Annotated in this window: 8 protein-coding genes; 1 reads left to right on the top strand and 7 read right to left on the bottom strand. The window is 35.9% G+C overall.

Annotation, left to right across the window (positions count from 1 at the left end; translation table 11 throughout):
• Positions 1-40: 40 nt before the first annotated feature.
• From hisF to GVN22_RS17545, 6 genes are all read right to left on the bottom strand, one after another.
• On the bottom strand, positions 41-796 hold the full coding sequence (gene hisF / locus GVN22_RS17570; protein WP_166552320.1) for an imidazole glycerol phosphate synthase subunit HisF: 756 nt from the start codon (positions 794-796) through the stop codon (positions 41-43).
• Between the two features lie 35 nt (positions 797-831).
• The gene (gene hisA, locus GVN22_RS17565) at positions 832-1,551 is read right to left on the bottom strand and encodes a 1-(5-phosphoribosyl)-5-[(5-phosphoribosylamino)methylideneamino]imidazole-4-carboxamide isomerase (RefSeq protein WP_370520432.1); all 720 of its coding nucleotides are present in this window, start codon (positions 1,549-1,551) and stop codon (positions 832-834) included.
• A gap of 71 nt (positions 1,552-1,622) precedes the next feature.
• Positions 1,623-2,207 carry an imidazole glycerol phosphate synthase subunit HisH gene (gene hisH, locus GVN22_RS17560; RefSeq protein WP_166552318.1) on the bottom strand — a complete coding sequence of 195 codons (585 nt, stop codon included), beginning with the start codon at positions 2,205-2,207 and terminating at the stop codon, positions 1,623-1,625.
• A 298-nt stretch (positions 2,208-2,505) separates the two neighbouring features.
• Positions 2,506-3,414: a DUF72 domain-containing protein gene (locus tag GVN22_RS17555; RefSeq protein ID WP_166552317.1), complete on the bottom strand. Its 909-nt coding sequence runs from the start codon at positions 3,412-3,414 to the stop codon at positions 2,506-2,508.
• A 170-nt stretch (positions 3,415-3,584) separates the two neighbouring features.
• Complete coding sequence (locus GVN22_RS17550) at positions 3,585-6,161, bottom strand: zinc-dependent metalloprotease (protein ID WP_166552316.1); 2,577 nt, start codon at positions 6,159-6,161, stop codon at positions 3,585-3,587.
• A gap of 157 nt (positions 6,162-6,318) precedes the next feature.
• On the bottom strand, positions 6,319-8,418 hold the full coding sequence (locus GVN22_RS17545; protein ID WP_166552315.1) for a ComEC/Rec2 family competence protein: 2,100 nt from the start codon (positions 8,416-8,418) through the stop codon (positions 6,319-6,321).
• Between the two features lie 156 nt (positions 8,419-8,574).
• Here GVN22_RS17545 and GVN22_RS17540 point away from each other — a divergent pair, with 156 nt between their 5' ends.
• Positions 8,575-12,447, top strand: a complete 3,873-nt coding sequence (locus tag GVN22_RS17540; RefSeq protein ID WP_166552314.1) for a DEAD/DEAH box helicase — start codon at positions 8,575-8,577, stop codon at positions 12,445-12,447.
• A gap of 35 nt (positions 12,448-12,482) precedes the next feature.
• Here the strand turns inward: GVN22_RS17540 and GVN22_RS17535 are convergent, their stop codons facing one another.
• Positions 12,483-13,766, bottom strand: coding sequence for a hypothetical protein (locus GVN22_RS17535; protein ID WP_166552313.1), 1,284 nt, complete (start codon positions 13,764-13,766; stop codon positions 12,483-12,485).
• Positions 13,767-14,110: the final 344 nt, after the last annotated feature.

Below are 14,110 nucleotides of genomic sequence, written 5' to 3'. Positions count from 1 at the left end.
TGACATCATTCACAATTCATCTTCTACAATTTTGATTTATTTATAATCTTACTGAAATTCCTTGTTGTTGGAGATACTGTTTTAGTTCGATAATATCTATTTCTTTAAAATGAAAGATACTTGCGGCTAATCCAGCATCAGCTTTTCCGGTAGTAAATACTTCTGTAAAATGATCCATGGTTCCAGCACCACCAGAAGCAATAATTGGAATAGAAGAATTTGCAGAAATAGTAGCGGTAAGCTCATTGGCAAAACCAGCTTTTGTACCGTCTGTATCCATAGAAGTCAACAGAATTTCACCTGCTCCACGGTCTTCTACTTCTTTTGCCCAGGCAATAGTACGCAATTCGGTAGGTTTACGTCCTCCATGCGTATGCACAATATGTTCACCCTCCACAAAACGAGTATCTATCGCAACAATAATACATTGAGATCCAAACTGTAATGCTAACTCATTAATCAATTCAGGGCGACGAACGGCCGAGGAATTAATAGAAACTTTATCGGCACCTGCATTTAATAAAGCCGAAACATCGTCGATAGAAGAAATACCTCCACCTACCGTAAAGGGAATATTGACATGACGTGCCACATTACGCACCAAATCAATCAAGGTTTTACGGTTATCTACAGTTGCGGTAATATCCAAAAATACCAATTCGTCAGCTCCTTGTTCGGCGTAAATTGCGCCCAATTCCACAGGGTCGCCAGCATCGCGGAGATTAACGAAGTTAGTTCCTTTTACAGTTCTACCGTCTTTTATATCCAAACAAGGAATAATTCTTTTCGTTAGCATTGATAAGAAGTTATAAGTAAACTTGATATTGTTTTCTATTTATGAAAATCGGCTAATTGCTTTAACGTAATACGCCCTTCGTAAATAGCTTTTCCTACAATTACACCAAAGACATTCATTTCGTTTAACTGAATAATATCTTTCAATTCAGATACCCCACCACTTGCAATGATATGTAAGTCTGCAAAACGATCTTGAAGTTTTTGGTATAAATCAAAACTTGGTCCTTGTAATAAACCATCTTTGGCAACATCTGTTGAAATCGTATATTTTGCTCCTTTAGCAATATATTCGCCTACAAAATCATAAACCGATTTTTCTGTTGACTCTTCCCAACCAGAAATGGCAATTTTTTCATCTTTGGCATCAGCACCCAAAATGATTTTTTCACCACCATATTCTTGCAACCATTTTTCAAACAACTCAGGATTTTTTACTGCTACGCTACCACCTGTTACTTGTTTTGCACCATAATCAAAAGCCAATTGAATCATTTCATCTGACTGTACTCCTCCTCCAAAATCGATATGTAAGCTGGTTTTGTTGGCGATTGTTTCAAGAACTTTATGGTTGATAATGCGTTTTTGTTTAGCACCATCTAAGTCAACCAAATGTAAACGCTGAATACCTGCATCTTCAAATGACTTGGCCACCTCTAAAGGGTTTTCATTATAAGTTTTTTTCTGAGAATAATCTCCTTGAGTAAGACGTACGCACTTGCCATCGATAATATCAATTGCTGGAATAATCTGAATCATCGCAATATTGTTCTGTTTATGTTGAGCTACAAGTCAAAGGCTTGAGCAAAATGATTTCTTTTATATAGTTACAGCTTTAGGAAGTTTTCCAAAATCAACTGACCTTCTTTTCCACTAATTTCGGTATGAAACTGTGCTGCATAGAAGTTATCTTTTTGAAGCATTGCTGAAAATGGTTGTACATAATTACACTCAGCAACGGTATAAGGACTTAGTTCAGCAAAGTAACTATGCACAAAATACATATAGCTGTTTTCTCGTAAGCCTTGTGTCAAGTCTGTTTTGAGATTGTAAATATTATTCCAACCTACATGAGGAACTTTGAAATTGGTTGAATCGAATCTCTTCACATCTAAATCAAAAATTCCCATACAAGTAGTATTATTCTCTTCAGAATGGCGGCACATCAATTGCATACCTACGCAAGTTCCGAGTACTGGTTGTGTCAAAGAAGGGATTACTTTATCCAAGCCTTTTTCTCTTAAATAACTCATGGCTGTACTTGCCTCACCCACCCCAGGAAAAATCACTTTATCAGCAGTACGAATTTCTTGCTCATCGTCGGTCCAAAGATAAGATGCTCCTATACGGTCCATAGCGTACATGACACTCTGAACGTTACCAGCATTGTACTTAATAATTACAGTTTTCATTTACGGTAAATTTATGGTCAGGCTTATCGATTAGAGCCTTCAATGTAATTTTTAGGATACTGCCAAAATACAAAAAGCCTGACTCGGTTAGGAATCAGGCTTTTTGTATATTTTGAATAATTCAATTCTTCAAAATGGCACAAACACGCATCAGCCCATTCCCGATTAGGAAATCAAGTGGTGATGATGATGTGTAATTGTGCTGTTCATGGCGCAAAGTTAGACGAAGAATATACAAACACCAAGTATTATCTATCTATTTTTGCATTTATCTGCGATTCAAGCATTTATATAATCCTTAAAACAAGCTCATTTGTTCTATTTTGGGTAAAAACTTTGGTGGATTAATCTCCAAATTACAATGTAAATTTAGTTCTTGAATCCAATAGTTTGCCATTTCTGGTGCAATGGTATTTTCGCAGATATGTACAAAAATGTATAATTCTTCCAAGCCGTTATCTAACCACTGTTTAATTCTTTGTACCCATTCATCTATTCGTTTATAATCAGAAGGGTGTTCATTACCAACCCAACGAATCATTGCAGTAGTGGTACTCAGACTTTGATGACAAACATCTCGTCGCCCCGCCACGTCGGTTATTACTGTTCCAACTTGATAGGATTTGAGCATTTGTAGGGTGTTTTGCCAAATGGTTGGATTTTTAAACCAATCCTCGTTTCTGAATTCGACCGAAAACTTTAATGACTGAGGTATAGATTGAATATATTTCTCCAAAATAGGTAGTTGTCTTGGACCAAACTGTGGGGCTAATTGCAAAAAACTAGAACCGAGCTTATCTCCTAATGACAAAATATTATTACAAAACAACTGACTCAGCTCTTGTGCATTTTGGAGTTGTTTATCATGCGAGATAACCTGAGGAAATTTTGGACAAAACAAAAAACCATTTTCTGTTTCGGTTAACCAGCGATTAATGGTTTCTTCATTAGGGATTTGATAATGTGTCACATTCAACTCAATCGTATTGAATTGTTTGGCATATAAAGAAAGGTAATCTTGATTTTTGGCATTAAACGGATATATTTTCCCATTCCAATCTTTATTTGCCCAAATGGGACATCCTATCCAGATTTTAGGTTTTGTTGATTTTGTTCCAGTCAATACCTCCAAGTTAAAGGCATTATCTTGAGAGAGAGTAAAATCGACACGCTCTACATCAAATTTTGAAAGTTTTCCAAAGTCCATTTCATTAATTGCTTTTCTCTATCCAATTCCACAATAAAGTTACCATATAAAGCAAAAATCCCACTATTGCTAGTAGGATTTTCGTAATTCATTGTGCTCAATAGTTTAGACACAGAAGCATAAAACAGAACTTATCTACTGAATATACTTCTGTGTCTTTTGGCTATTGATTATTTTGGGTCTAAACCTTTTTCGATTCTGAACAAAACATCTTGTAAGTGATACTTAGTCATTTTGTCTTGAATCAATGGCAAGCTAGCTTTTACTTCGTCTCTCAATGCCAACAAGTGTCCACGACTTACTGAAACAATATCAGTTTTACGAGGGTCAACTGCTGCAGGTACAACTGTACCTCTGAAAGAGAAACCACCAGACATAGAAGCGCCAGAAGCGTTTGCCGTTGCAATCAATTTCTCAACGTAGTTTTTCTGCAAGTTACGACGGAAGCTATCTGTTGCTTTTTTAGTTTTAAGCTCAGCAAAAACGTTTGATTTTACATCTGTCAACATTTCGTCGATACCGTAAGCTGTTGGATATTTTGATTGAGTTTCAACCAAACGCTGTAAACGGTCGATAGAGAAAATACTAGACAATGCAGCATCTTGAATTCTTGAGATAGCATCTAAACCTTGGTCAGGGCGAATACGAGAAAGAATTTTTTCATCCAATAACCAAGTTGGTGTATCAAACACATATTTGTTCAACCAAGTGATCGCTTCTTTTTGAGTAGCTTTTGGCGTTGGCTCATATACAACACCTGTTTGGTCTGCTGACTTTGGTGTTTCAAAAATACCACCAATGTTTTTCACTACGTGACCAATATAACGACGATACTGTGTAACGATTTCGTTGTATGATTCTGTCAACATATCATAATCTTGAGCTTCTTCTTTTGTCCAATCAATCAAGTTTGGTACAATACGCTTCAAGTTTTTGATACCATATTCACTTGCCAACATGTTGTTGTCACCCAAACATTCGCTTTGAGAGCGAGGGTCATAAGGGTTAGTTTCAGTACCAAACCAAATTCTTGGATTCTTCGCAATTTCTTGGATATACTCTTTGCTCAATGTTTTTTGGTCGTCTTCTGGAGTTGCACCATCCAACGTCTGGTATCCCCATTTGATTGCCCAAATATCATATTCTCCAATTCTTGGATACAAATCTTTTACGCCATCTTCTGGCTGTGCCACGTAGTTGAAACGAGCATAGTCCATAATAGATGGAGTGTGACCGTGTTCAGCAATCCATTTTGGATCACGAAGTTTCTCTACAGGAACTGTGCTACTTGAACCATAGTTGTGACGCAAGCCCAAAGTGTGACCAACCTCGTGAGATGATACAAAACGAATCAAATCACCCATCAACTCATCATCAAATTTGCTTTTACGAGCACGTGGGTCTACGGCAGCCGCTTGAGTCATATACCATTTTTTCAACAACTTCATTACGTTGTGATACCAACCAATATGACTTTCTAAAATTTCACCTGAACGTGGGTCATGAACGTTTGGACCGTAAGCATTTTCAATATCAGAAGCAAAATAACGAACCGCCGAATAGCGAGCATCCTCAAGGCTAATTGTAGTATCGTTGTCTGCCAAGATTTCACCACGGATAGCATTTTTCCATCCAGCAGCTTCAAACGCTTTTTGCCAATCATCGATACCAGCTTTCAAGTATTTTCTCCATTTTGCTGGAGTAGCTGGGTCGATATAGTAAATGATTGGTTTTTTAGGCTCGATTATTTCCCCTTTCTTTTGTTTTGCTGCATCTTCAGCATTTTTAGGCTCTAATCTCCAACGAACTGCAAAAGTTTGGTCTTCTGTTCTTTGTGAGTTTTCATCAAAAACAGTGTAACCATTTGCAAAGAAACCAACACGAGGGTCGAAGTTACGTTTCTTCATTGGTACTTTTGGTAACAAAATCATCGAAGTATTCACTTCCATTGTCATCACACCCGTTGTAGCAACCGAAGGTAAAGAAACCGAAGGCATCGCACTAGGAGCACCAGGCATAGAAGGCGCACCATTGTAAGTACGAACCGCTCTAATCTCAGTATTGATTGGGTATGTTTTGATAGAAGTCAAATAAGTACGATCAGGAGCAAGCGTAGTCAATTTGTACGCAGTCTTAATTACAGGTGGCAATGAAATAATTTGGTTTTCACTTTTGAAGAAATCCGAAATATCAATTACCGTATTGGTAGATTTTGAAACAGAATCCTTTTTGAAAGCTTTTACTTCAAATGCTTGAGCGATTGGGTCAACGTTTGAGTTGCGAACAGCCTTATAGATAGGTTGTGTTGAATCAGCCGACACATTGATATACTGAACACCACGCAAGAATACTTTATTATCTGGTCCTTTTTCGAAACGAATTACCTGACGGTTTAGCATTTCACCACCATAAGCTGGCAAGCCTACCGAACCTGGCACTGTTGCAGATTTAGACACACGTGTTACAGTCATAATTTCACGACCCATCAATGAATCAGGAATTTCGAAGTAATACTTATCTTCAATTTTATGAACTGTAAACAAGCCTTTAGAAGTTTTTGCTTTGTCAGTAATAACTTCCTTGTATGGTTTTGGTCCAGGTTTAGGAGCATCAGCTTTTGGAGCAGCCACAGCCGCTGGCGCAGCAGCAGAGGCTTTAGGATCTCCTTTTTTATCTTGCGCTTGAGCATTTAATGCAACGCCAAGCGACAACATAGCCAAGGAAACTTTAGTAGCATTTTTTAGCATGTTGAATGGTTGTGTTTGAGTTAATAAACTTGCTTTAGTATGGGTTTTTGAAATAATCCAATAACGAAAATAGATTTTAATACACGAATTTAAAAACAGCTTGTGATGAATGGTAACAGTTTTTCGACATGGCGTAAGGTATCATTGACCAAAGCTTTTATTTTCCAAACAAAACTTTGGCACCTGTTTGTCGCAGATACTCTGCTTTAACTCCCCATTCCTCAGATTGTTTCAAAATCTTTTGTGCATAATATTCTGAGCAAGAACCATCCAAGATTAAGGCTTTGTATTTCAAACCTTCTAAATCTTCGAGTTTTTTGATTGCTTTGTTACCTATAATTACCCAGTCGAATGTGGTACTCGAAACTACTTTTTGCTTATTGAGCCTAAAAGGTATATACAGTAATTTGTATTGTTGATAAGTCAATACTCGAGTAGCATTGGTTTGTAACAAACTTTCACTCAAGGTATCCTTCACTCCTTTCTCTGAAAAATAATTGGTTAATCTAAAGCCTATTTCTTTCTTATTTTCGAGAAAACTGCTGTCGCCAATAATCAATGCGTTTGTGCCATCCAACACACTTATAGCGTGCCCCTTCGGAATACTGTGGATAACTAATTGTTTTTGCTCACTAATATTAAATTGCTCTTTAACCTGTAGGAATATCAGTATAATCATCAATAAAACACTACTTTTTATCCACACAAATGACCTAGTTATCCACAATGCTGAAAAAGTTATCAACAACGCAAAAATTATGCCTACTTCTAACTTTGAAAAGTGTAAAAATTGCATCATTGAGTGAGGTAATTCTTCTGTTACTTTGGCCGAAAGGTTTAATAAATCCGTCAGAAATTCTAATAGCTTTCCAAGATATTCAAGAACAAAATACACCTTAAATAACTTACAAACAGGATATATAACGATAAAAAGCAAACCTACACAAAGCACCAAGGTAGAAAAGAATATTACAAAAGGATTAGCGAATAAGAAGTACAACGGAAATTGATGAAAGTAATATACCGTCAGTGGAAAAGTAGCTAATTGAGCTGCCACAGATACACAGGTCAACTCCCAAAACCAATACAATATTCTTACATGAAAACCTTTGTGGATATCAGTTATCCACAATTTGACCAATAATGGTTGAAAAATTAACATTCCTAAAACTGCCAAATAAGAAAGTTGAAATCCAACCTGAAAAATGAAATTAGGATTCCATAAAAGCAATACAAAAGCAGAGAAAGCAACAGTATTATAAGTATTCTGTTTTTTGTTGATAAACTCTGCTATTAGTACCATCGAGAACATCAATGTAGATCGTAATACCGGAGATGAAAGTCCCGTCAAGAAAGCATAAAACCAAAGCAAGCTTAATACTACAAGCACAAAGGTTGTTCGGCCCCATCGGCTTTTTCTTTTCTTAATAAAGCCTAATAAAATAATTAGCACTTGATAAATAATACCAACGTGCATTCCCGATACCGAAAGTACATGTATAGCACCTGCCGCCGAATAGGCTTGCATTAAAGGCGAATCCAACTCGTCTCTTACACCCAAGACCATAGCATTGACCACCCCATAAACCGATTTCTTCGGAATAGCTTTGATAACCGTCCTATCTGCATAACGATTCAATAGCATCGCATAATAATAAATGCTTTTATGTTCTGTTTCACCTGCATATACGAAGTCGCCTTTTCTTACATATTGTTGGTCAAAAATTTCTTGTAGTTCCATGTATCTCCTAAAATCAAATTCGTAAGGATTTTTCGGAGCTTGTATCTTTTGTAAGTGATTAATCAACCAGTATTTTTCTCCTAACTCTGGTTTTCTTTCTGCTTTCTTATCGACATACAATAAAATTTTGCCATGACTTGAATATATTGTATCATTTTTAATTACTTCTCTCACTTCAGCAATTGCCTTCCATGTGTTTGCTTTTTCCTCTACCATTTCCACAATTTCCACTAAATGAACCGCTTTTGTATCAGTAAAATCTGAATAGTGATTTTTGAAAAGGATTTCTTTCTTTATATCAACCACTAAGATACCTATTCCTATCACCATCAGTAAGCCCAATAATCCTGTCAGGTTCTTCGAAAGTTTTATGTAGGCAAAAATATACAAGGCAAAAAGGCTCACCAGACTAATCATAAGTCCAAACCTGTACCCAGCAAAATACGGAGCCAATAAAATACCGACAATAAGGCATATCACATACCTCAAAAAAGGGAAGCGTGCAAAAGGTGTCATAACTATAATAATGATTCGGTGTAAAATCTAATAGGATGTCCAAACTCATTGGGTATCAATAAGATTTGAATATTTTCTGGATTTTTCGAAATTTTCCAGAATTACCATATCTAATATCCGTATCTTTGCGGATTAATCAAAATACACGCACGATAAATGTCTTCAGTGATTAGCGATAAATTAGATAAGTTCTTAAAAGGGAATTCGTTACCTAAAGTTCATAATAAAGGAATACAGTTATTTCACAACAAAGCTTGTAAGCTCGAAAGCATCCAAATGGAAGGTGATGGAGAAGCTAAATATCAAGTAAAAAGCGAGTCAGGTCCTAAACTCTATCAAGTTGACATCAAAAATTGGAATGGCTCAATTATTCGAACTAAGTGTAATTGCGAATATGACTGGGGAGGTATCTGCAAACACCGTGTGGCTGCTCTTTTATCTTTAAAGGAATATATCAAAACGAATCCAACCTCGTCAAAGGTTTCTACAACTGCTGCAAAACCAAAGTTTATCACAGCTCAACATATTCTAAAAATTGGCTCCTTCGACGATTGGTCACTCAAACAATTGGTACAGGAAGAGGACTGGAAAAAACGTAATGATAACCTATTTCAGGTAAATATTACCCATGCACTTAATGGTGTTGCTGAAGTAGATGTATCCAACAAACAAGAAACATTTCATGTAAAAGTTGAACGTCTACGTTTTAATCAAGAAATTTTCACTTCTTGTTCTTGCCACGCTTCCATTGATGCGCAGCTTTGTGTACATAAACTTCAAGCTATTTTAGCTATTCGAGAAAAATACGGTACGTATAATCCATTTGATAAAATGCGTGATTATACTTCCGAAAAAAATAAACTTCTTCAAGAATACGGCTTCAGTTTAGAAGATGATTTGAAGGGAAAATTTGACTTCAAAATCAATCAAGATGGCTCTGTAGCCTTAGTTAAGTTAGACAAAAGCATTCAGAAAATTAGCTCTTATCAGAACTGGCGTATTATCAACAATAAGATTTTCCGCCCAGAAGAGTATGCTTTTCAAATCAATACTGACGAAACCAACCTTCAGGAAACTCGTGAGATTATCTATGTGGTTCATTTCAAAGATGCCAAATATCTCAACGATGTTCAATTTGAGGTACATTCTTGTAAAATCAACGGTCAAGGCAAAATGTCAGGCTTTAAGTCTTTCGACTCTGCTCAGTTCAAAGATTTTCCGCAACTCTCTGACGAAGACCTACAGGTAATTCATACCATCAATAGCATCAATGCTGATGGTATTCAATCTTTTGCTAAAAGAAAAGAAATACGTCTCAATTACTTCCATGATTATCTTGACCGTGAACAAGTTTCGGCAGATACTCTACCAATTATTGAGGAGTATATGAGCAAGCAGCTAGATAAGGTATTTCATTTATTGCAGGGCAAAAATGTTTTTCTAGCAAGCTCACCTTATTTCAATTCGCATCACGAATTAACACCAATCACGTTATCAAGCGAAAGGGTGATTCCGTTTTTTACTCTTCGCCAAGACGCTGAATTTATTATACTAGAAGGCTATACACGTATTCTCAAAAAACGTATTAGACTTGCATCATTAATTAATCTCAATAGCTTTTGGATACGCGAATACGGAGAGCAGTTACATAAAGTAGCTTCCCCCGAAATTGCCAATCTTTTACACTACCTCGACAATCAAGGGGTAATTAAGGTAAAAAAAGAGGATTTTGAAGGTTTTGTGCACGATTTTATTATTCCGCTAAGTCAAAAATTTGATTTAGAAGTGAACCTTCAAGAGCACATTCAAAAGGAAGAGCTTCAATTTATTGAGGCCAAACTTATGTTGAAAGAAGAGGATAACAATCTCATTTTTGTTCCAAGGTTTGTTTACTCTCAAATTTTACCTGAAGAGCCAGTCGTTGAAATCGTAACTCCTAAACGTGGTTCTAAAAAAACTATAATACCCAAGAAAGAACCTATTCAATACGAATTTGCGTATGACCATAAGTCTAGTCGCCTAGACTATCATAATGGTGATATTCTCATACAAGAACGAAATGCTATCTTAGAGAAAGAAATTTTCGAAAAGATTCAGCAATTGCACGGTGACTTTCAATCTCAAGGTCAGTATTCTTTCTTTCATTTAAGTTTCAACGAAGTACTGAAAAATGATTGGTTATTTCATTTCTTCGAAGAAATGAAGAAAGAGAATATCAAGATATTCGGTACTCAAGAATTAAAGAAATTCAAATACAATCCGAATAAAGCTAGCTTTTTTGTAAAAACCAGCTCAGGAATTGATTGGTTTGACATGAAAATTGAGGTGGTATTCGGCGATCAGACCGTTTCTCTCAAAGAAATTCAAAAAGCTGTTTTGAAAAAACAGAATTATGTAGAACTCAAAGATGGAACGTTGGGAATTTTACCAGAAGAATGGCTCATGAAATATGAGCATATCTTTAAGTTGGGGAAAATTAAAGGGGAAAATGTTCAAGTCTCAAAACTCCACTTTTCACTTCTTGATGAATTAGGTGCTGATATTGATAATTTTGCCGTTCAGCAAGAATTGTTTGAGAAAAAGCAAAAATTACTCAATTTCAAGCAACTTCCCAATGTAGCTGTTCCTCACAATGTAAAAGCGACCTTACGTGACTATCAGCTCGAAGGATACAAATGGCTTTCCTTTCTTGATGAGTTCAAATGGGGTGGTATTCTAGCCGATGATATGGGTCTTGGTAAGACTTTACAGATGTTGACTTTTTTACAAGAACAACAAAATCGACATAAGGATACTACGAATCTTGTTATTCTACCTACTACTCTAATCTTCAACTGGCAGGCTGAAGCAAGCAAGTTTTGCCCAGATTTGAAACTTTTTGTGCATCGTGGTGGTACTCGTCAAAAAAACAATCATCATTGGCATGAATATGATATTATTCTCACAACCTATGGCATGGTTCGTTCGGATATTGAGCTATTCAAGTCATTTCCGTTCAATTATGTTGTTTTGGATGAATCTCAGGCCATCAAAAATCCAGACTCTTTGATTTCAAAGGCTGTAAAACAATTAAACGCTCAAAATCGTCTAGTTATGACGGGTACTCCTGTCGAGAATAATACTTTTGATTTATTCTCTCAAATGGAGTTTATCAACCCTGGTTTATTAGGTAGCCAAGAGTTCTTCAAATCTGAATTTGCGACACCAATCGACAAAGGACAGGATAAAATACAGGCAGCACATTTACGTAAAATTGTTTATCCTTTTGTTTTAAAAAGAACGAAAGAAGAAGTAGCTAAAGATTTACCAGAAAAAACAGAAAGTATTATTTTCTGTGAAATGGATAAAAAGCAGAGAAAGGTATATGACTCTTACCGAGAAGAATACCGCCAAAAGCTAGTAGAAAAAATGGCTACTGATGGTAAAGAAAAAGCTTCATTCTTGATTCTTGAGGGTTTGCTAAAACTACGTCAAATTTGTGATAGTCCTGCATTAATTAACACAGAAATTCCACTTGAAAATAATTCGGCAAAATTAGACGAAATTGTTCGAGAGATAGAAGAGAATGCTGGAAATCATAAAATTTTGATTTTCAGTCAATTTCTCAAAATGTTAGATTTAATTAGAGAACATCTTGAAAAGCATCATATTTCGTATGAATATCTCGATGGTAAAACACAGGACAGAGAAGATCGTGTAAATCGTTTCCAAGAAGACGAAAACTGTCGGGTATTCTTGATGAGTCTAAAAGCTGGTGGCGTTGGTATTAACCTTACTGAAGCAGACTATGTTTATTTGATTGACCCATGGTGGAATCCAGCTGTTGAGCAACAAGCCATCGACCGTACACACCGTATCGGACAAAAGAAAAATGTATTTGCCTATCGAATGATTTGTAAGGATACCATTGAAGAAAAGATACTTTTATTGCAAGAAAAGAAAAAAGATTTAGTAAAAGATTTAATTAGTACCGAAGAAGGTTTCTTGAAAAAACTTTCACAAGACGACATCATCGATTTATTCTCCTAATACATGAAAAGCTGGTTTATCCAGCTTTTCTTATTTTATTCAATCAATATCTTCTGGGTCAATATATTGGTAGTATTCCACCATACTGAAACAAGAGCTAAACCCTTAAAGGTGTCTTCTTTCAATCGAATAACATATTTTTTATCGCCATTTTGTTGTACTTCATAAGCTACTGAAGTTCCATTTATTGTATAAATCTCGATATAGGGTGTCTCTTCTCGTATCCAAGTTAATAATAAAGGCTGATTTTTTGAAAATAAGGATGGATATATACTAACCTGTTGTTCTGAGTCAACCCACGCTGTTTTCAGCGCTATAGGCTTAAAACAGGTTCTAGTTGAGTCATTATCAACCTGACAAAGCCTATAGTAATTTAAGCCCATCACAGGCTGCTTATCAATTAGACTATATGATTTTTGTAATTTTGAACTTCCTTGAGAAATCACTCTTCCAATTTCCCTAAAATCAAGCATATTAGTACTTCTTTCAACAGAGAAATAGACATTATTCAATTCCTCAATTGTTGTCCATTTCAATTGCGTTGTTTCATTTATCAAGACTTCTCCTGTAAAGCTACTTAAAGTAATAGGAGTTGGCATCAGTTGATAGGAAAGACTAAAATTGTCAATCGCTGATGAGGTACGAGTCGGGTTAGAAGCATTTGATGGATTCGTTGACGCCGATAATGTTACGATTCTAATCCATACTTTTTGATTTTGATTATTAACAGATGCAGGAAGAGTAGTGTTTATACGATTACTAAAAACCTGATTGGCCCCTGTCGTATGCCCAGTTGATATAGTCGAAAAAGTAGATGGATTATCACCTATTCCATAGTCGACTGACCATACTGTTTGTCGTTCGCCATTAGTATCGTCCAAAGATTGTAAATCAAATGATAGTTGAAAATTTTGGAATGCTTGTGTATTAGCAATACAAAGTACAAATGCTGCACCTGGATCGCCCAACGTTGAGCTTTGTCTTACGCCTAAGGCTCTATCAGGCTCACTTGCTTGTTGCACGTAGTTTCCTATCAGTGAGCTTTTAAATGACGCAAAGTTTTTGAATTTTGCAGTCGTATTCTTCCAATAAGTCCCATTAGCTCCAATAACTGTTGGAGTAGGCGTAGCCACAAAATCACCTGAAACATCATTGCCTAAACTATGAGCATTAGCTCCAGTTCGAATAGACCAACCTTGAGGTAACCCTGAAGCTAGCTGATTAAAATCCTGAGAATAGCTAGCACCCGACAAATTTATCTGAGCTATAGTAGTGGTATAAAATATACTTAGTACAAGTATCTGGAGTAGATTTTTCATAAAATGTAGAAAAGCTATTTACAACTTAATTTATACTTTAAATTAATATAGTAAATTGATAAAATCAATAGGTAAAAACTATAAATTAAAATTTTATACTACTCTTCAAGGCAATAAGCCTGTAAAATCAAAGATTATAAACTTTCTAAGTACTCTTATTAAGCTTGAGAATAAGATATCATAGGTATTTATTTAGGTAGGTGTATCGTAGCCTGCAGTATTGAGCCTTATAAAACGAAGAAAGCCACTCTTTTGGAGTGGCTTCTTTTCTAATTTGTAATATTTTGGAGCTTTTTTACTTTCCCGCATTTGATTGCAGTATCATCAACGGTACTGGGCTTAAC

It is taken from the genome of Cellulophaga sp. BC115SP (genome assembly GCF_009905545.1).
Taxonomy (GTDB): Bacteria; Bacteroidota; Bacteroidia; order Cytophagales; family Spirosomataceae; genus Flectobacillus; species Flectobacillus rivi.
The sequence above is the reverse complement of the archived record's forward strand: the minus strand, read 5'-3'. Positions and strand labels throughout refer to the sequence as shown.